Raw genomic sequence first — 18,424 nt, 5'->3', positions numbered from 1 at the left:
GCGCGCTGCGGCGGCATAAATCACTCATGCCTTGAGTGCTTTCACAGCAGCTGAAAATGGATCGACCGGCATGTCATAGATGCCACCACCCAACCGACCAGCCTGACCCAACCTATCAAGTATGCCAAGCCCAACTGCTGGACCAGAACCTTGCGCCACCGCTCCGCGCGCAGTTGAGCCAAGCCGAATATCCAGAGAACGAAAATAGGGATGAGAACCTGCTGACAGACCTGTCACCCGTGCGCTGGAATTGTCAGGTAGATAAGCGCCGAGAACCTTTTTCTGCTCGGGGCTAAGTTCGATGGCCATGGCGCCAAGACCAAAGGCTTCGACCACGGCGCTATCTCCGATGGCGCCAAGGGCGCGATCTTCGGGTAAGTCGGTATCGAAGCGACCCTTGGGCGGAGCTGCGGGAACAGTAAACCACCGTCCCGGCAGGCCCGAGATCTGAATGCCAACCTTTCGCCCATTTCCACCTGCTGCCGTCACAAAGCTGGAGCCTTCGACACCTTCGGCAAGCTTCATCATCAGCTTTGTCGCCGCCATCCAGAGATTCAGGAACAGCGAAGGGGAGCTCGCCATGAACTCCAGAACATTTTCGTCATTGATGCCACCGGGTGTGCGGTCCTTAAGTTCATCAACCAACGCTTCGGTTGCGACGGGTGTGCGCCCGTGGCAATCATCGCCACCTACCAACCCCGTAACCGCCAATGGAACCAGCGCAATCCCTTCGGCCAGACCGTTTTGCAGCACATCCAGAAAACGCGTGTTCAGCCAGCGGATATGTTCGAGGACAGCGTCCGAGCGCAGACCCAATCGCAGCGACGGGCGTGCACCACCATTGATCGGTGAAAAAACCCTCGTTTGACCGCGCCATGTGTCGTAGACCGAATGCAACGGCATGGAGGCGGACACCACGGCTGCCAGCGGTGTGACGACGTCGTGATCCTGTGCCGGTCGTAACGCGATCTCACCTGCCATGATCATCGCTTCGGCCTGGTCAAAGTCGCGGGACAGACCTTCCCAAACTGCAGCAACACAAGCTGAATTGAGGATCGGAGCGGTGATATCTGTAGAGCGCGAAAAGGCTGGACCTGCGTGCAACAGTACATTTTCTGGCAGGTCAAGCGCGTCAGCTGCGGTGTTGAATCGATTCCAGACCGGCTGCGTGACCATCGCCCGATCAAAGGCCAACTGGTCTGACGGGTGCAGGGTCATGATCCCTCCGGAGGAATGATCCAAGTTTCCGAGAAATAGAGAAATGCGGTTGTGGTCTCGTACCCTGCCTGCACGCGCGTACCCAACTTGCCCGGCAACACGTGGCCATTGACGATGATCTGGGCCGCATGGGCAGGAACCAGTAGCGAGAACATGTTTTGCTCACCCGAGGCGACCTCATGTGGGGACAGTTCCAATGCACGAGGTGCTTCGAAGCCTTCCCAAACCAGTTCAACCGTCAAGGGGCCGCCTGCAATTGTTTCGGTATACCGATGGCTCATCGGGTCGCCCGAACTGCGCACGGCATGTGCCCCAATTTCAGGCAGGGTTGCGAACGAAGGCGCATTGGCAAAGGCAGCCAGTTTATTGATAAAGTTCTTTTTCAGGAACGCGGTTAGTTCGGGATTGTCGCTGAGGATGACATTTGGGGCATTCGGCGGACCCTCAACCTGATCAGGCGATCCCAGAAGCAACAGCACCTGCCCCTGACCGACCGGAGACCAAGCCACCCGAAAGAATAGCGCCATGGCGCTAAAATTGCCATTCTCGTCTTTAAGCAGGATGCCCGGGTTTTCGCCTGTCCAGTCAACAACGCCGGGGGTAATGGGCTCGTTCAGGGGCATCAGGTGTCCTCCGCAGGGGTAACCCAGGTTTCCGAGAAGGCCAGAAAGGCCGTGCTCATCGTGCGTCCAAAGAATTGGCGATCTGCCACCTGACCGCGCAGCGCGGTGCCGTTGATCCTGACCAGAGCCTGTTTGGCCTCAAGAAATACGGAATACATCTCGTGTTCTTTGGTCGCCGAGTTCTCGCGCGTGACTTCCACCGGCAGCGGTGGCCCCATATCCTGCCAGATCATGTCCAATGTCACACCCGAACCACGCAAGGTCTCGGAATAGCGTGTCTTGAGGTCGCCGGGCCGCTTTTCAACGCTGTCACAATCCAGCCAGGTCATGGCCTGCAAGCCCGGTTTGCCAACAAATGTTGGCATCTTGGATACCCAGCCTTCAACGATCCAACGCATCATACGCTGGTTGTCGGTCATGATCAGGTTTGGGACTTTCGGCCAGCCGCTGGCCTCGTCCGGAGCGCCCAATACAATTGCTGCATGACCACGCCCATATGGCGACAGAACCACGCGAAAGAACAACGCCAGCGTATCGTAATGGGCCTGATCGGGCTGCTGTTTCAGATAGATGCCCGGGTTCTCGCCCGACCAATCAACCCGCCCCGGGTTGTGAGGGATTCGCATGCTCATGACCAGCTTGCCTCGTATTCTTTCAAAGCATTTTCGATGAAAACGCGGCGCTCAAACCCCTGCAGATGATCGCCGGACCTCAGAATATCAGCAACCTTGAACGAGACTTCTTTCTGCAGGGCGCCATCATCGCGACCTTCCTGAAACGGGATTTTCAACACGGTATCCCCGGCATAAGTCGGGATTATACCCTTGAAATTGTCAGTTGGCTGTGCAGGTGGAGTTCCATTTGCCAGGGCCCGGATCGCGTTGCGCAACATCCGGCGCGCCTTGGCCACACCACGATCTGTGAATGACAGGTTCTCTCGGGCATGAATGTTGATTGGGCCCTGGCTGACCCAAGCATCATAATCACCCGGATCGCGTTGCCGCATTTCATAGGTGCGATCAGGACCCTGGCCGTAGAAATCGGTTTTGCCAAAGCCCACTTCGTCCCGATTGGTCATGCCGCGCGGGTCGTCGTTGAACCGCTCTTCCCGAAAGTGACGCCAGGCGATGACCATGGTGTTGGTGTCATCAATCGGAGTGATCCATCGTGACAGCCCACCGCGTCCAAAGTACCTTGATCGATCCGGAATTGGGAAATGCCCGCCATTCTGAGTGAACGATGGCAACATGTGGTCATGTACTCGCACCCAGATGAAATCACCATCCCGACGCACATTGGTATAGAAATCGCCGGTCTGACTATCGTGAAACTCAATCATCGGCATATGCGCGAATGCTTCGTGGAACTGCACCCGCGCAGCCTTGGTGTGCAGATAGACCACATGAAACGGGTCCCACGCGTTCTCCATCACCTGTAGCCAGTTGCAGGGTGACTTGATGAGATACGGTACCAGTTCATCACCTTCATCATCGAAGGTATCCATAACCGGGAAAGGCGGGGTCTTATCTGCCGGACCCATATAAGCAAATGCCAACCCTTTGTATTCGATGATCGGGTACGCCCCAAGACAGGCCTTTTTCTTTACCTGAGACGCAGGGGGTTCGCATGGTGTTTCCAGAACTGTCCCATCCAAGCCATACTTCCAGCCATGGTAAGAGCAGCGAATGCCGCCTTCTTCCACGATGCCGAATTCCAGGCTCATGTTTCGGTGGCAGCAATGCAGATGGGTGCATCCCAGCCTGCCATTTTTCTTTTCGCGAAACAGGATCAAATCCTCGCCCAGAATTCGGAGGCGATAAGGAAGATCACTAATTTGATCAGTCATGGCGACGGGCATCCAAAACCGGCGCAGATACTCGCCGCAGGGTGTTCCCGGACCAACCTCGGTCAATTCCGGGTCGTAGTTTTCTGACCAGACACCTTGCTGATCGTGACCGCGAAAATTCCCTTTTGGAACCGTGAATGGGCTGTTGTCAGATGGGGTGTTCATTTTTGGCCTTCCAGTCGTCGTGGCTTACGCACTCAGCGATTGGCTTCCGCATGTCTCGAGCTTCCACTCGGGAATGACCTGCCGATGTCTCATGCCGGATATGGCTGGACGCTGCAGTGCGCGGATGCTCTGCAAATCTAGCGCTCTCTAATACATTATATTTTTTTATTGATAGTGCCATCCATATGTCAATTAGTTATTTCTTCGCAATTCTGCGTCCTGCCAATTTTTCGGCCAACACAATTAAAGGAACGGGTTGGATACAGGCGTGGTTCCGGTCCAGATTGACTTGACCTGCAGGAAATCGGTGATTGCGCCCGGTCCCAGTTCCCGCCCATATCCCGACAGTTTGACGCCACCAATCGGGCTACCTGGGTCCACGCTGCGGTAGTGGTTGATGTAAACGGTGCCCGCACATATCGCTTCGGCAACTCGGGCGGCTTTCGCTGCATCCGTGGTCCAAACCCCGGCGGACAGTCCATAGTCGCTGTCATTAGCGAGTGCGATGGCTTCGTCCTCGGATTCAAAGGTGGCGATTGAAAGTACAGGGCCGAAAACCTCTTCTCGCCAGATCTGCATGTCCGGAGAGACCTGATCAAAGATCGTTGGCCCGACATAGTAGCCGCCAATCCCTTTCACTGTTTGGGTGCCATCCAGCAGGCAATTGGCGCCGTCTGCCTTTGCTTGCTCGATCATCGCAGTTACCTTTCTCAGATGCGGCTCATTGGCGAGCGGTGCAATCTGAGTGTTCGGGTCAAATGGGTCCCCTGGTTTCAGTGAACGGGATCGTTCCAGCAGTCGCGAGATCATTGCGTCTTTGATCCGGGCTTCGACAATTAGCCTAGAACCTGCGACACAAGTCTGGCCATTTGACAGGAAAATGCCTGACATCACCCCGTTGATCGCCGAATCCAGATCACAATCGGCGAACACAACCTGAGGCGACTTGCCGCCCAGTTCGAGCGTTGTGGGCACGACTTGACCCGCGGCAGCCTGAGCGACCTTGCGGCCACCGATATCTGAGCCGGTGAAACTTACTTTGCGTGTCAACGGATGCCGAACAAGTGCCTCGCCAACTTCGTGGCCCCATCCCGTCACCACGTTCAACACACCCGGTGGAAGACCCGCCTCGCAAACAAGTCGAGTGAATTCCAGGGTTGAGGCTGACGCCATTTCCGACGGTTTAACCACAACCGTGTTTCCTGCGGCCAGAGCCGGAGCCAGCTTCCATGCCAGGATCATCAGGGGTGAGTTCCATGGTGTAATTGCGACCACCACACCGTAGGGCGACCAGTGTCCTTCGCTTGTGACCCCAGGCGTGGAATTGCTCTGTGGAACAGGGGCTAGTTTGCGCGCTTCGGCAGCAAAATGGCGATACCAGCAATGCAATCCAGAAAGCTGACCACGTACCTCGGCAATTCGCTTGCCATTATCCAGAATCTCCGGTTCAACAAGTTCTTCCCAACGCTCCTCAAGCATATCAGCCATAGCCTCAAGCATGTCGGCGCGCCCTGGAGGATCAAGCTGGGCCCACGGCCCTGCGCGAAAGGCGAGGTCCGCATCTCGTATCGCTACATCTGCCTCGGATGTGTCGCACTTGGCGATATGGCTCCAGACCAGTCCGGTCGCAGGGTTGATACTGGGTATGGTGTCCCCTTGCCAATCTATGAACTTGCCTGAAATGAATGGAGTGTAGGATCGCATTCAGTCTCCTTTCGATGCGTTCTGAGCTACCAGCGCCAGCAGGTCGCCCCGACACACCATCCCGCGATTGCCATGCGCGAGCACAAATCCGCTGTTGGGAAAATTTAGTTTCAGAGCGGGTCGGCCAGGATTATCGGGAAAACGCAGATGCCCCGCCAAATCACCCGCCTGAACCTCTTGCCCAGCACAGACATATCGGTCGAATAAGCCATTTTCGGGGGCATAGAGTGAGTCATGCGGGGATGCGATCTCAACCTGCCGCGGGGGTGTTCCAATACCAGAGCTGCCTTCTAGAAGCCCGAGTTCGGTTAGGCAGCGCATCAAACCTGTTTCTGCGGCATCTACAATTTCGGGTGTGATATTGCCGCCACCGCCTAGCTCGGTTGCGATCATAGGAACACCTGCGCGCTCGGCTGCTGCGTTGACTGAACGATTGTCATTATGTGCGCCCAATACCCAGATCTGCGGCAATCCGAATGCGTTGGCCAGATCAAGGTTCGCTTTGGTCAGCTTGGGGTCAGCACAGCGCGACGCCAGTGCGCAAGGTGCAAAGACCGATGCCTTGCCGCCGGAATGCAGATCAATCACTGCATCAACACGTGGCATTAATACTGTTTCCACATAGTGCGCCAACATCGCCGTCGGCCCGCCGTCGGGGTCACCGGGAAAGGCGCGGTTAAGATTCTGCCCGTCCAGCGGAGATACGCGAGAGGAGCTGGCGACTGCCGGAGCGTTCAGGGCTGGTATCATGATGATCTGCCCGGCAATCTGTGAGGGGTCTAAACGCTCGGCTAGCCGCAATATTGCAGCGGGGCCTTCGAATTCATCACCATGAGTTCCACCTAGCAGCAGAACCGTCGGGCCGTCAGATCCGCGAAGACTGACGATCGCAATGGGGTGATATCCCAGTGGCACGGTGTTGTCTGACCACTTCAGCATTAAATCCCCGGTCTGTTTGCCCGGAGAATCCAGATTGATGGTTGCATGCACTCTGCTGGGTTGCGTTTGTTTCGCCTCTGCCATGGCAGGTCCTTTGTTCAATATGCTCCCCATATACCATAATATTTTTGCAAGTGAATTGGCATACAAATAAAAATGTGTGATATATTGAGTTGAGCAGCGTGATTGATCCGTTTCGAGGAAGCAATATGACCATAGTTCTGGCAAAATCTGGAATCGAAAACATCAAGCCACATATGGTGGGTGCGCCGATAGAAGCCGGGCAACCTGCGACCGTGCTGTTGAATTCTAACGAAAGTGTTTTTGGACCCAGTCCCAATGCGCGTGCGGCGGCGCGCGCCGCCATGAGCGATATTGAGCGCTACCTAGAGAACCCTGACCGTGTTCTTGCGCCTGCTATCGCGCGGCATTTCGATCTGGACAAAACATGGATAACAACGGGACAAGGTTCGGATGATTTGCTGGCCCGATTGGCCAGAGCCTATTTGGGGCCGGGCACCGAGCTGATCCGAAGCGCAAACGGATATCTAAAAGTTCCAAACTACGTTTATGCAAATGATGCCGATGTAATTTCAGTCGCTGATGACGGCCTCAAGCCCTCGGTTGATCGAATGATTGATGCCCTGACAAATCGAACGCGAATTGTATATCTTGCGAACCCGGAAAACCCCGCTGGAACCTACTTGAATGGATCTGAAGTGAGGCGGCTACACGCTGCGTTGCCCAAGGACGTGTTGCTGGTAATTGATGCGGCATACGAAGAATATGTCGACGCCGAAGACTATGAACCAGCGCACAAGCTGGTGGAAGAGGCCAGCAACGTCGTTATGTGCCGAACATTTTCTAAGATCTACGGCTTGGCCGGAGCGCGGGTAGGATGGGTGTTTGGCCCTCCGGATATCCTGGATAGTATTCGTCGTATCGCCTTGACCTTTCCCGTTGCTTCACCTTCGGCGGTTGCTGCGATTGCAGCGCTTGAAGATCGGGCGCACACACGCTTCGTGTTTGATGCCAATCAGCGTGGGCGCCGGTGGCTTTCGTCGGAAATGCAATCGCTGGGTTTGACGATAGTGCCAAGTCAGACCAATTTTCTTTTGGTCCATTTTCCAGATCCGGTGAAATCTGCCGAAGGGGCCGACCTCTTCTTGCGCCGGAATGGTATCGCAGTACGGCGTTTGGCATCGGCTGCCTACAAGGATTATATTCGCATAACCATTGGGCGGCCCCATGAACTGCAAGCTGTGCGAGATGGTATTGCTGAATTTTTGAATGGGGCGGGCTAATGGGCGGATCACTTCAATCTGCCGCAAGTGCTCGGGATATTGCCTTTCCGTCGGGCGCTGGCATCATCGCCTGCATAAAGCAATCGCATATTCGGGAAATTGTTGCCCTGCCGGATATCGTCACAAGTGACGGTTTACTTTGGCCGATTTCGAAAGATCCCGATTTTCGCCTGACCCGCATCTGTAAAGAAGATGAGGGAGTTAGCATCTGTGGGGCGATGTCCTACAATGGCACTCGGGCGTTATTGATGATGCAGCAAACCGGTTTGATGGATTCTCTGAACGCCATTCGGGCAATTGGCATGGACTATGAGTTGCCTATCGTGATGATGGTCGGCTTGCAGGGAAAAGAGCCCGATGTGCAACCCGACCAATCAGCTTCATACGGGGTGCGGATTATCCAACCGGTGCTGGATGCGATGGAAATTTCTCACTCGCTGATCGAAGAGCCTGAAGATATTGATCATATTCCGCAAGCCGTCGATGCGGCGTACAACGCGTCGTGCCCTCATGTATTCCTGATTGGACGGAGCCCGGAGACAACATGATCATTGACCGTGATGATGCGCTTGCTGCGTTGATACCCTATGTGAATGAACAGGATATCGTTGTGGCCGTATATCAAAGCTGCTTTGATTGGCTGCAACTCAATCCTCGTGACCTGAACTATGTAGCGGTCGGAGCAATGGGTCAGGCCAGTTCACACGGTTTAGGTTTGGCGTTGGCAAATCCGGACAGGCGCGTGATTGTTTTGGATGGGGATGGCAGCCTGTTGATGAATCTGGGTTCTCTGGTCACGATAGCAAACTCAGGCGTAACCAATTTGTATCACTTCGTGGCGGCCAACCGGGTGTATGAGGTGAATGGTGCGCATCCGCTGCCCGGCGCTGATCGGGTAGATTTCGTTGGGTTTGCGCGTTCAGCCGGATATGCCGGGTCGCAGGGTTTTCGCGAGCTGAAACTGTTTGCAGACGCGTTACCATATATTCTGAATACGCCGGGCCCTCAGTTTGTTTCGATGGAGATTCAGCCGGGCAAATCCTACCCACGCGACTATGACTATATTCACAGTGCAAAGGCGCGACAAAGCTTTCGAGATGCGCTCAATCGGTGCTAAGCGTGTCCTTCGCTATTTCGAGAAAGATATTTGCAACAGCGGATAGTGGTCTGTTGTTGGACCAGAAAAGCACTGTTTGAAAATTTAGCGGTGCAGCAAACGGCAGCACAGCGCATCCTGGAACGGTTTCGGAACGGCCTTTGGACATTCCGACAATCGACACTCCAAGCCCTCGCGCGACAAGACGACAGACGCCATCCGTAGTTCGAGTTTCATATTTTAGGCTACGCGAAATCGATTTGGCATCGAAAAAGCGGTCGACCTCGAACCGGAAGCGGGATGAACCCATGTAGGATATAAAACTCTCATCCGCCAAATCTCGCGCGTGAATGACGGATTTGTCTTCTAGCCGGTGGCCCTTGGGCAAGACGCAGTATACATCGTCATCCGACAGCATCAGGCTGTTAAAAGATGGGTTAGACGGGACGCTGGACGTAATCCCAAAATCAAAACTCTGCGATACCAGCCATTCCACTGAATCGTCATTGGCCTCAAATTCCAACCGCGCCATAGCCTCGGGGCAGGCCAATGCGAATGAGCTGATCAGATCAGGGGCCAGTTGCGTCGCGAAGGCTGGGGTAGTTACCAGGCTTAGTCGCGCGTGTCCAAAACTGCCGATCGCTGTTGCCGCCTGCTTGATATGTTCCATACCGCTGACGGCTTGGCGCACCTCCTGTACAAGCAGCCGCGCTTCGTCTGTAGGAATCAGGACCCTTCCTGAGCGTTGAAACAGAGCAAATCCGACTTCAGCCTCAAGATCGGCGATTAACCGACTAACTGCAGGTTGCGAAATGCCCAGCATTGTCGCGGCTTCTGTTACAGATCCGGTAGATACCACGGATCGAAATGCATCGACCTGTCGAAAGGTAATTTTCATTCTCTAGGTCTTTTCACTCCCGGGTCACTTAGGCAAGGGTTCAGGCACGGTGACGCCAGCAGATGGTCATTACTGTGGCCGGGTTGAAACGGTAATGAACTCGATCTCGTCCGATAGGATTTCGTGTACTCCGTGTGGTAGTTTGGCGTCAAAGCTAAGCGTGTCGCCCGTCGCCATCAGAAATTCTTCGGCACCGCACAGATACCGGGCACGCCCTTCGATCATATAAATGAATACGTGTCCCTCGTGTTGGTATTTGGGCAAGGTGTTTTGGTCTTGCTTAGAAATACGGATGCGTGCGGATTGAAAGGACCCGCCCGGCCCGCTGTGCTTACCCAGTGTCAGGTAGTCATGTGCGTGGTCATGCGTAATCCGCCGCGACGGCAACCCTGTGCCTGCGGGAACATGGTGAACGTCTGCCGTGTGCTCGGAATGGCTGAACAACGCCATCAGAGATACTGACAAGGCATCGGCCAAAGCCTGCAATGTGCCAAGAGAAGGCGAAACGTGGCCGTTCTCGATTCTGCTGATCATCGCCGTCGACAGGTTTGCCTGAGTTGCCAGTTCTGTGACGGTCAGGTTTCGCTCTTGCCGCAGTCTTTGCAGAGTGCGACCGATCTCCAGTTCAGTCTCTGATTTTTTGTCCTGCATCAGGTCACGTTGATCCCAAATATATGCATAAAGCAATTTGTGACCTGATTTTCAGGCGTGTAAAGTATGATCTACTCAAAAATTGAGCTGACTTTGATGAACTAGCTGGACCTGTGTGATCAGGGGCTGTTCTTCCCAGATTCATTTACGTAGTTAGAAAACGAATGGGTTTGTTATTTCCCTTTCCAGACCGGGTCGCGCTTCTCAGCGAAGGCCCTTGCGCCTTCAAGCTGATCTTCACTGGAGTAAAGTACATCTACCGTACGCAACTGCCGTTTGGTGATGCGGTTCATCGCATCCTGAAACTTGCTGTCTTCGGCTTCGCGCACAACTTCTTTGATCGCTGCATAGACAAGTGGTGGACCCGAGGCGAGCAGGCGCGCAAGCTCCCAAGCGCGATCCATGAGCTGATCGGAAGGCAAGATCTCATTGACCAATCCCCAGCGGTGTCCTTCTTCGGCATCGAACCAGCGACCGGTAAGTAGCAATTCCATTGCGATGTGATAGGGGATGCGTTTAGGCAGTTTGACGCTGGCGGCATCCGCGACGGTGCCAGACCTGATTTCAGGCAAGGCAAAGGTAGCGTGATCTGCGGCCAGAATCATGTCGGCTGAAATCGCAAGTTCCAACCCACCCCCGCAGGCAATTCCATTGACGGCGGCGATGACTGGCTTGTTGAGGTCGCGCAGTTCCTGAAGCCCCCCGAAACCACCCACACCATAATCCCCATCCACCGCGTCGCCGTCGGCGGCGGCTTTCAGGTCCCAGCCGGGGCAAAAAAACTTTTCGCCAGCACCGGTCAGAATGGCGACGCGCAATTCGGGGTCATCGCGAAACTCAGCAAAGACCTGCCCCATGACGCGGCTGGTGGCCAGATCGATAGCGTTGGCCTTAGGGCGGTCCAGAGTAACCTCAAGGATTGCGCCCTCGCGGCGGGTCTTGATCGGGTCCATATCTCAGGCCTTTCTGACTAGGGCATCCACTGCAACCGCGCGGGTCGGCGTGCAAAGAAGCGGGTTGATTTCGACCTCGCCGAGCGTATCGGCATTGTGCACGACATAGCTCTGAACGGCCAAAACAGCAGCAATGATCTCATCCATATCAGCCGCTGGTTGGCCGCGATAGCCGGCCAGAAGCGGGGCGATCTTTAGCGCGTCGAGCGCGCCACGAATATCATCGGGCGTCGTCGGTATCAGCAGCGAAGCGGTATCACGCAAGATTTCGGTCATGACACCACCCGCGCCGAGGGTCAGAACAAACCCATGGGCGGGGTCGCGCACGACGCCGACCAGCAGTTCGGCCACGGTTCCCGAGATCATCTCTTCTATCAGGATCTCGTCGGTTCCGATTTCTGCGGCAACTTTCGGCACGTCAGAGGCCTGAACTCCCAGTCTCACGGCGGCGTGTTCGGACTTATGGGCAAGTCCGACGCCCTTGACGGCGAAAGGTGCGGTCATCTCGTGCGTCGCGCATTGGGCTTCTTCTGCACTCCGAACCGAACGGTTCTGGGGCACACGCAGGCCATGTCCTGTAAGTGCCTGCTTGGCGTCCGCTTCGGTCAAAGTTCGTTTGGCTTCCAGATCGCCTGGCAAGCAGATTGGTTCGTGCGAAGGCGCACAGATCTGCCCCGCAGCCCGAGTAGCTGCGAGAGTTTCACTTAAACCCATGAACGGAACCACTCCACCCGCCATCAAGGTTTGCGCGACATCCTCTGGCAGCAACTCGGGCAAGGTCGCCGCCACAGCAAATCGTGCTCCGGTTTCTTCCCGCACCTTGAGTGCCGCGTTCGTTGCGCAAGCCCAATCCGTCAAGTCGGTGGTTGGATAGTCGACGATCGAGATGGTCAGATCGATATCGTCCCCGGTCATCCCGGCCCAGGCGCTCGCCATTGCTGCTTCGTCGCGCCAGACATACGTGTGATAGTCGAGCGGATTGTTCAGCGCGACCATCGGACCAAGCGCATCGCGCAATCGGGTTTCTTTGTCTTCGCTCAGTTTGGGAAAGCCGAGGCCTGTGCCAACTGCCATATCCGCAATCAGGCTTGCCTCGCCTCCGGAACAGCTGATCGATGCAATGTTGGCTCCTGTTAACGGTCCGTAGCAGTGCAGCAATTTCAGCGTTTCTAGAAACTCTGGGAGAGATTTTAGTCGCGGTATGCCAAGACGGTTCAGCAAAGCCTGCGCACCCACGTCGCTGCCTGCCAGTGAAGCGGTATGTGACACAGTCGCTGCCTGCGCCTGTTCAGACGCACCAACCTTCAGCGCGATCAGGGGAACGCTTTTCTCAAAAGCTTTGGCGGCAAAGGCTTCCCATTCGCGGACATCCTTGAAGCCTTCGACATGCAGACCTACTGCAGTGACCCGCGGGTCATCGATCAGCGCTGCAGCGATCTCTGCCTGGCTGGTTTGTGCCATGTTTCCACAGGTCACCATATAGGCAATGGGCAAGGCACGGCGCTGCATGGTCAGGTTGATCGAGATGTTTGAGCTTTGGGTCAGAATGGCGACGCCGCGCTCAACTGGAAATGCTCCATGTTGGTCAGGCCATAACAGCGCCCCGTCCAACGCGTTGATAAAGCCATAACAGTTTGGCCCCAGAATGGGCATGGAACCTGCCGCTTTGATCAACTCTGATTGCAAGTCTCCACCCGTATCATCCTCGGCCACAGCTTCCGAGAATCCGGATGCAAAGCAAACTGCACCACCGCTGCCCATTTCGGACAAGATCTGTACCGCCTCAATCGTGGCGTGTCGATTGATGCCAACAAAGGCGGCATCCGGGGCGGAGGGCAGGTCCTCAAGCCGCGCGTAGGCTTTGTGCCCCGCGAGTTCAGCCGCCTTGGGGTGGATGGGCCAAATGTCCCCGGCATACCCCATTAGTTGGGATTGCTGGATAACCTGCTGGCACCACGCACCACCTCCGATGACCGCTATGGATTTCGGACGCAGAAGGCGAGAGATATCCTTGCTCATCTACGCCTCAGGCACCCAGAGGCCGCAGCAGATCACGGCTGATGATGTGGCGTTGAATTTCGCTTGTGCCGTCCCAGATTCGTTCGACACGCGCATCCCTCCAGAACCGTTCGATTGGGAAATCGTCCATCAGCCCCATCCCGCCATAGATCTGCAGCGTGGTATCCGTTACCCGCGCCAGCATCTCCGAGGCGTACATTTTGGCCGACGCAATCTCGCGGTTTGAAGGCAAGTCCTGATCCAGTCGCCATGCGGCCGAGAGTGTCAGCCAATCGGCGGCGTCGATCTCGGTGATCATGTCGGCGATCTGGAAGCTAACACCCTGAAACTTGCCGATTGGTTGGCCAAACTGCTTGCGTTCAGCGGCGTAATTCAGCGCGTAATCAAAACAGCGCCGCGCCCTCCCGACTGAAAAAGCAGCGACCGTCAGGCGCGTCGCGTAAAGCCATTCGTTCATCACGGCGAAACCGCCATCAACCTCACCTAAAACCTGTGCGTCTGGCAGGCGGCAATTGTCAAAGTACAGGATATAATTCTTGTAGCCTTTGTGGCTTACCGAATTGTACCCCTCGCGCACCTCAAAACCCGGCGTACCCCGATCCACAAGGAATGTGGTGATACGCTTTTTTGGGCCTTTCGGGGTTTCATCCACACCTGTTGCGATGAACACGATGAAGAAATCAGCGTGTTCTGCGCCTGATATGAAGTGTTTCGAACCGTTTACGACCCAGTCGCCGCCATCGCGAACCGCCTGGCATTTCATGCCTCGGACATCCGAACCTGCATCGGGTTCGGTCATCGCCAGCGCGTCCATTTTTTCACCGCGTACAGCGGGCAACAGATAGCGTTCACGCTGCTCGTCATTACACGCCATCAGAATGTTCTGCGGGCGACCGAAGAAATGGGTCAATGCCATGGACCCGCGACCCAGTTCGCGCTCAACCAGAGTGAAGTCGAGATGCGACAGACCTGCACCGCCCACTTCTTCAGGGAAGTTGCAGGCATAAAATCCCAGATCGATGCACTTCTGCTTGATCTGTTCGCCCAATTCGGGCTGGACTTGGCCGGTCCGTTCGACCTCGGCCTCATGCGGATAGATCTCATTCTCGACAAAACTGCGCACGGTCGAGACGATCATGTCCTGTTCTTCGGATAAGCCAAATTGCATAACGCGGTTCCCCTGATGCCTGATTGGGAATGAAACGGCATTGTCTGGGCCTATGACATGCACTAATCGTAGTTTATCATGCAGAGTTAGAAAAAATTGACTCAGACCTACAACTTTTTGCTGTTCGATGGTTTCTCGAACCTGTGCCTTGCCAACATGGTTGAGCCGCTGCGCGCCGCGAACACTTTGGCGGGGCAGAATCTCTATGCCTGGCAATTCTATTCGCCTGACGGTGCACCTGTGGAAAGTTCCAGTGGGTTGCAGGTGGCACCTCACGGTGCCATCGGGGCTGCAGTGGGCGATGCTCTGATCGTCATGCCGTCATATGGATATCTGGAGCATTCCGTTTCCGAAACGTTGCGCGCTTTGCACCGTGCGTCAAGTCGACATTCTCGGCTGGCTGGCTTGGATACCGGAAGTTGGCTGCTTGCAGATGCAGGTCTGTTGAACGGGTATCGCGCAACCATTCACTGGGATGAATTATCGAGGTTCGAAGAGGCATTTCCAGACGTTGATGCCCTGCAAGAGCGCTTTGTGATCGACCGCAACCGGATCACCTGTTCCGGCGCTATGGCGGCTTATGATCTGGCCACGGCGCTGATCCTTGCGGACCATGGACCGTTGCTGTCGATGGAGGTCGCGCATCTTCTGATGAACCGCGGTGAACCAAGCACTGCTTCGCCACAGATGAAATCCGAAGACAGGCTTGTGAATAGGGTGCTGGGCGTCATGCAGGGCACATTGGATGCGCCGGTATTGATAAAGGATATCGCCAGGCAACTCGGGTGTTCTCAGAAGAAGATTGAAACCCGGGTTTTGGCCGAGCTGGGCGTAACACCGCAGGCGCTCTATCGTCGCCTGCGTCTGAATCTGGCGCGCAAACTTGCGGTCGAGACCCAACAATCCGTGGCCGAAATCGCCAGCCGCTGCGGGTATGAAAACCCCAGTGCCATGACGCGTGCGTTCCGGGCTCAATTCGGGCAGACACCGACTGCCTATCGGAACGGCGGGTAGCTTCCGGATCAGCTACGCACGCGTGAGAGGTCTGGGTCATAGGGGGAAGGTGCAATCACTTCGGCACCGATCAATTCTCCGCACAGGTCAAGCTGCATTCGGCTGCCGGGTTCAGAAAATTCTGGATTCAAAAAGCCGTAAGCAAGGTTTAACCCTGTTCGGTGGCCCCAGTCACCTGACGTGATGGTACCAACAACCACGCCGTCCAACATCAGCGAGGCTCCACCATGGGCAGGTGCTTTGGTTGTATCGATTTTCAGGCTTACCAGTTTCTTCTGCGGACCGCTCTCAAGGCGTTTCTGCAACGCGTTTCGGCCAATGAAATCGCCTTTGGTCAGTTTCACAAACCGATCCAAACCGGTCTCAAACGGATCGAACTCTGTGAGCAGATCGGCTTTCCAGTGCAAGAACCCTTTCTCCATCCGCATGGACTCGATGGCGCGGGCTCCAAAGAGTTTCATGCCATGTGTCTCGCCTGCTTTTCGAAGCGACAGATAGGCCGCATAAAGCGAGGCGTTTGGGACATGTATCTCGTAGGCCAGTTCCCCTGAGAAGCTGATATTCAACACAGTTGCCGGCGCGATCCCGACAAAGCACTCGCGAACAGACAGCCAGGGGAAGGCGTCTCGTGACCAATCTCCTCGTGCACAAGCGGACAATACGTCGCGCGATTTGGGTCCGGCTAGCACCAGAATGGTCTGATCATTGGTGAGCGAGCGAATTTGCACGTCTTCGCCATCATGCAGATGCGCCTGCAGCCAATCCATATCGTGATATTCGCCGGCGGCGGCGGACCCGTACCAGACCCGCGCCGGGCCGCGATCGCTGGCGGGCAGGTTGGCGATTGTGGCCTCGGCTTTGATCATCCCGTTGTGATTCAGCAGATAGCCAAGGCCGACCCGCCTGTCGCGTTTCGTCACCGCGCCGCACATCATCCGATCCAGAAACTCATGCCGATCGGTTCCGGTGATTTCCAGACGGTTGAAGCCGTTAACTTCGGTCAGTCCGACATTTTCCTGAAGGTTTTTGGTTTCCCTTGCGACGACGTCAAAGGTCTCATCAAAACTGAAACTCAGCGTTGGGTGAAAGTCAGACCCCGGCTTGATGTAGTCGACCCGCTCCCAGCCGTTGACCACTGTAAATTCGGCCCCTTCTGCTGCGAAGATTGGGGTCAGCGGTGTGGTTTTGGCAGGGCGGCCAGCAGGCCGGTGTTCGTGAGGAAAATGAAAGCGGAATTCATTTTGGTAGTCCTCGATTGCTTTCAGCGCGGTCAGCTCCACATTGGTGTGGCCGGTAAACCGGCGCGGATCAAGGCACCACGTGTCATAGCAGGCTTCGCCATGAACGATCTGTTGGGCCAGCAGCCGGCCATGGCCACCCCCTTCGCCCAGGCCTGCGCGCAGGCCGATGATGCAGAAAGCGTTGCGCTTGCCGGGGATCGGCCCGACCAAAGGTGCACCGTCAATCGTGTAGGTGATCGGACCATTCACGACGGTGTGGATACCAACCTCCATCAGTGCGGGCATGCGTGCGAAAGCGCCCTCCAGCACATCCGTCACGCGGTCCAGATCGTCAGGGCACAGCGCGTTAACAAAATTCGGATCAATCCCATTCATGCCCCAGGTTTTGCAATCCTGCTCATAGAAGCCGACCAGCAAACCGTTCTTTTCCTGACGGCAATAATAGTCACTGATCGGACAGCGTAGCAGGGGCATGCGATGACCTGCGTCGCGGATCGCTGCGATCTCTTCTGTCAGGAAATACTGATGCTCCATCGAGGCAACGGGGTGGTGTACACCCATCATCGCGCCCACTTCGTTGACCCGATAGCCGCAAGCGTTAACCACTATATCGCAATCAATATCGCCGTGTTCGGTGTGCACCGTCCACGTATCGTCCTTGTGCTGCGTCAGCCCGGTGACCGGAGTATTGCGATAAATCTCGGCCCCGGCTTTGCGCGCACGGCGTGCCAGAGCTTGGCACAGCTGTGCCGGATCGATGTCGCCATCAAGCGGATCCCACAGCCCACCCAATAGGTTATCAGTCGAGATCAGCGGGTGGCGGCGGGCGCATTCTTCGGCATCTATGACCTCAAAATGCACATCCATGCCGCGCGCCATGGAAGCAAAGTGGCGATACCCCTGCATCTGCTCCGGCGTGTTGGCTAGCCTGATACCGCCATCGCCATGATGGTAGTTGATCGGGTAGTCTGGATCCTCGGCCAGTTCCTTGTACAGATTGATCGAGTGCGTTTTCAGTCCAACCATAGTCTGATTCATGCCAAAATTTGTCACCTGCGCAGCCGAATGCCAGGTTGTGCCGCTGGTTAGTTCGTTGCGTTCTACCAGTACTACGTCAGTCCAACCCTCTTGGGTCAAATGATACAGTGTCGAACACCCAGCGATACCGCCGCCAATGACAACAACCTTGGTACGCGATTTCATGGCATCACCCTCCGGCTCGTTTTTTTTGGGATTAGCGCGATCTGCGGTGTGGATCACAAGCGCTGCGACCTTTTTGATCACAAAATCGGAAATAATAAAGCAAAATATCGCAATAAACTGCATGTGATCAACATAAGTGACCAGCATTATGTTGAATCTCTCAACCTCATGCACCCCGAGGATCACATGGGCTTTTTCACTAACGATATGGTGCAGAGCATGAAGCGCATTTCCACCGCCAAGGGGCGAGATCGCCTCTTTCGTTCGCTCGCAGACCGGGGCGATCCATGGCATGGGCAGAGAACGGAACATTAAAGGCCCGAATGCGGGCACCCAGGGGCGTAAGAGATTTGCAGGCCATTCTCACCGCTTGCCTATCCGC

General features: G+C 55.5%; 16 protein-coding genes. 4 read left to right on the top strand and 12 right to left on the bottom strand.

What is annotated here, in order from left to right; genetic code table 11:
• Positions 1 to 24 precede the first annotated feature (24 nt).
• The 6 genes from AC2FI7_RS11065 to AC2FI7_RS11040 all read right to left on the bottom strand — a co-directional run bounded on the left by AC2FI7_RS11065 (position 25) and on the right by AC2FI7_RS11040 (position 6,579).
• Positions 25 to 1,218: a YlbE family protein gene (locus AC2FI7_RS11065; protein WP_496816150.1), complete on the bottom strand. Its 1,194-nt coding sequence runs from the start codon at positions 1,216 to 1,218 to the stop codon at positions 25 to 27.
• On the bottom strand, positions 1,215 to 1,841 hold the full coding sequence (locus AC2FI7_RS11060) for a hypothetical protein (RefSeq protein WP_010441555.1): 627 nt from the start codon (positions 1,839 to 1,841) through the stop codon (positions 1,215 to 1,217). The genes AC2FI7_RS11065 and AC2FI7_RS11060 overlap by 4 nt, the downstream gene beginning before the upstream one ends.
• Entirely contained in the window at positions 1,841 to 2,473 is a 633-nt protein-coding gene (locus AC2FI7_RS11055) for a hypothetical protein (protein ID WP_010441554.1), read from the bottom strand. The genes AC2FI7_RS11060 and AC2FI7_RS11055 overlap by 1 nt, the downstream gene beginning before the upstream one ends.
• Entirely contained in the window at positions 2,470 to 3,852 is a 1,383-nt protein-coding gene (locus tag AC2FI7_RS11050) for a Rieske 2Fe-2S domain-containing protein (protein WP_496833383.1), read from the bottom strand. The genes AC2FI7_RS11055 and AC2FI7_RS11050 overlap by 4 nt, the downstream gene beginning before the upstream one ends.
• A gap of 243 nt (positions 3,853 to 4,095) precedes the next feature.
• The gene (locus tag AC2FI7_RS11045; protein WP_010441552.1) at positions 4,096 to 5,556 is read right to left on the bottom strand and encodes an aldehyde dehydrogenase family protein; all 1,461 of its coding nucleotides are present in this window, start codon (positions 5,554 to 5,556) and stop codon (positions 4,096 to 4,098) included.
• On the bottom strand, positions 5,557 to 6,579 hold the full coding sequence (locus tag AC2FI7_RS11040) for a succinylglutamate desuccinylase/aspartoacylase family protein (RefSeq protein WP_010441551.1): 1,023 nt from the start codon (positions 6,577 to 6,579) through the stop codon (positions 5,557 to 5,559).
• A gap of 125 nt (positions 6,580 to 6,704) precedes the next feature.
• On the opposite strand from AC2FI7_RS11040, the gene AC2FI7_RS11035 reads away from it, so the two are divergent.
• The 3 genes from AC2FI7_RS11035 to AC2FI7_RS11025 are packed head-to-tail and all read left to right on the top strand — an operon-like array spanning position 6,705 to position 8,916.
• Complete coding sequence (locus AC2FI7_RS11035) at positions 6,705 to 7,799, top strand: pyridoxal phosphate-dependent aminotransferase (protein ID WP_010441550.1); 1,095 nt, start codon at positions 6,705 to 6,707, stop codon at positions 7,797 to 7,799.
• Positions 7,799 to 8,347 carry a decarboxylase gene (locus AC2FI7_RS11030; RefSeq protein ID WP_010441549.1) on the top strand — a complete coding sequence of 183 codons (549 nt, stop codon included), beginning with the start codon at positions 7,799 to 7,801 and terminating at the stop codon, positions 8,345 to 8,347. Before AC2FI7_RS11035 ends, AC2FI7_RS11030 begins: the two co-directional genes overlap by 1 nt.
• Positions 8,344 to 8,916 carry a thiamine pyrophosphate-dependent enzyme gene (locus AC2FI7_RS11025; RefSeq protein ID WP_010441547.1) on the top strand — a complete coding sequence of 191 codons (573 nt, stop codon included), beginning with the start codon at positions 8,344 to 8,346 and terminating at the stop codon, positions 8,914 to 8,916. Before AC2FI7_RS11030 ends, AC2FI7_RS11025 begins: the two co-directional genes overlap by 4 nt.
• On the opposite strand, the gene AC2FI7_RS11020 is transcribed toward AC2FI7_RS11025, so the two are convergent.
• From AC2FI7_RS11020 to AC2FI7_RS11000, 5 genes are all read right to left on the bottom strand, one after another.
• Positions 8,903 to 9,793, bottom strand: a complete 891-nt coding sequence (locus AC2FI7_RS11020) for a LysR substrate-binding domain-containing protein (protein ID WP_496816148.1) — start codon at positions 9,791 to 9,793, stop codon at positions 8,903 to 8,905. The genes AC2FI7_RS11025 and AC2FI7_RS11020 overlap by 14 nt on opposite strands.
• A 69-nt stretch (positions 9,794 to 9,862) precedes the next feature.
• Positions 9,863 to 10,444, bottom strand: coding sequence for a helix-turn-helix domain-containing protein (locus AC2FI7_RS11015; RefSeq protein WP_029621947.1), 582 nt, complete (start codon positions 10,442 to 10,444; stop codon positions 9,863 to 9,865).
• A gap of 173 nt (positions 10,445 to 10,617) precedes the next feature.
• Positions 10,618 to 11,397, bottom strand: a complete 780-nt coding sequence (locus AC2FI7_RS11010; RefSeq protein WP_010441544.1) for a carnitinyl-CoA dehydratase — start codon at positions 11,395 to 11,397, stop codon at positions 10,618 to 10,620.
• 3 nt (positions 11,398 to 11,400) lie between these two features.
• Entirely contained in the window at positions 11,401 to 13,416 is a 2,016-nt protein-coding gene (locus AC2FI7_RS11005) for an acetate--CoA ligase family protein (RefSeq protein ID WP_496816147.1), read from the bottom strand.
• 7 nt (positions 13,417 to 13,423) lie between these two features.
• Positions 13,424 to 14,584, bottom strand: a complete 1,161-nt coding sequence (locus tag AC2FI7_RS11000; RefSeq protein WP_010441542.1) for an acyl-CoA dehydrogenase family protein — start codon at positions 14,582 to 14,584, stop codon at positions 13,424 to 13,426.
• A 96-nt stretch (positions 14,585 to 14,680) separates the two neighbouring features.
• Here AC2FI7_RS11000 and AC2FI7_RS10995 point away from each other — a divergent pair, with 96 nt between their 5' ends.
• On the top strand, positions 14,681 to 15,598 hold the full coding sequence (locus AC2FI7_RS10995; protein ID WP_010441541.1) for a GlxA family transcriptional regulator: 918 nt from the start codon (positions 14,681 to 14,683) through the stop codon (positions 15,596 to 15,598).
• Positions 15,599 to 15,606: 8 nt separating this feature from the next.
• On the opposite strand, the gene AC2FI7_RS10990 is transcribed toward AC2FI7_RS10995, so the two are convergent.
• Positions 15,607 to 18,042: a GcvT family protein gene (locus AC2FI7_RS10990; RefSeq protein WP_496816167.1), complete on the bottom strand. Its 2,436-nt coding sequence runs from the start codon at positions 18,040 to 18,042 to the stop codon at positions 15,607 to 15,609.
• Positions 18,043 to 18,424 lie beyond the last annotated feature (382 nt).

The organism is Ruegeria sp. YTSA064, assembly GCF_059610325.1.
Note: the sequence above shows the minus strand (reverse complement) of the source record. Positions and strands in the feature narration are given on the sequence as shown.

What these genes read in the sequence shown, in the direction of transcription:
- AC2FI7_RS10990 (WP_496816167.1), bottom strand. Translation starts at nt 18,042, where the DNA reads ATGAAATCGCGTACCAAGGTTGTTGTCATTGGCGGCGGTATCGCTGGG.
- AC2FI7_RS11055 (WP_010441554.1), bottom strand. Translation starts at nt 2,473, where the DNA reads ATGAGCATGCGAATCCCTCACAACCCGGGGCGGGTTGATTGGTCGGGC.
- AC2FI7_RS11040 (WP_010441551.1), bottom strand. Translation starts at nt 6,579, where the DNA reads ATGGCAGAGGCGAAACAAACGCAACCCAGCAGAGTGCATGCAACCATC.
- AC2FI7_RS11030 (WP_010441549.1), top strand. Translation starts at nt 7,799, where the DNA reads ATGGGCGGATCACTTCAATCTGCCGCAAGTGCTCGGGATATTGCCTTT.
- AC2FI7_RS11000 (WP_010441542.1), bottom strand. Translation starts at nt 14,584, where the DNA reads ATGCAATTTGGCTTATCCGAAGAACAGGACATGATCGTCTCGACCGTG.
- AC2FI7_RS11065 (WP_496816150.1), bottom strand. Translation starts at nt 1,218, where the DNA reads ATGACCCTGCACCCGTCAGACCAGTTGGCCTTTGATCGGGCGATGGTC.
- AC2FI7_RS11010 (WP_010441544.1), bottom strand. Translation starts at nt 11,397, where the DNA reads ATGGACCCGATCAAGACCCGCCGCGAGGGCGCAATCCTTGAGGTTACT.
- AC2FI7_RS11015 (WP_029621947.1), bottom strand. Translation starts at nt 10,444, where the DNA reads ATGCAGGACAAAAAATCAGAGACTGAACTGGAGATCGGTCGCACTCTG.
- AC2FI7_RS11005 (WP_496816147.1), bottom strand. Translation starts at nt 13,416, where the DNA reads ATGAGCAAGGATATCTCTCGCCTTCTGCGTCCGAAATCCATAGCGGTC.
- AC2FI7_RS11050 (WP_496833383.1), bottom strand. Translation starts at nt 3,852, where the DNA reads ATGAACACCCCATCTGACAACAGCCCATTCACGGTTCCAAAAGGGAAT.
- AC2FI7_RS11045 (WP_010441552.1), bottom strand. Translation starts at nt 5,556, where the DNA reads ATGCGATCCTACACTCCATTCATTTCAGGCAAGTTCATAGATTGGCAA.
- AC2FI7_RS11025 (WP_010441547.1), top strand. Translation starts at nt 8,344, where the DNA reads ATGATCATTGACCGTGATGATGCGCTTGCTGCGTTGATACCCTATGTG.
- AC2FI7_RS11035 (WP_010441550.1), top strand. Translation starts at nt 6,705, where the DNA reads ATGACCATAGTTCTGGCAAAATCTGGAATCGAAAACATCAAGCCACAT.
- AC2FI7_RS11020 (WP_496816148.1), bottom strand. Translation starts at nt 9,793, where the DNA reads ATGAAAATTACCTTTCGACAGGTCGATGCATTTCGATCCGTGGTATCT.
- AC2FI7_RS11060 (WP_010441555.1), bottom strand. Translation starts at nt 1,841, where the DNA reads ATGCCCCTGAACGAGCCCATTACCCCCGGCGTTGTTGACTGGACAGGC.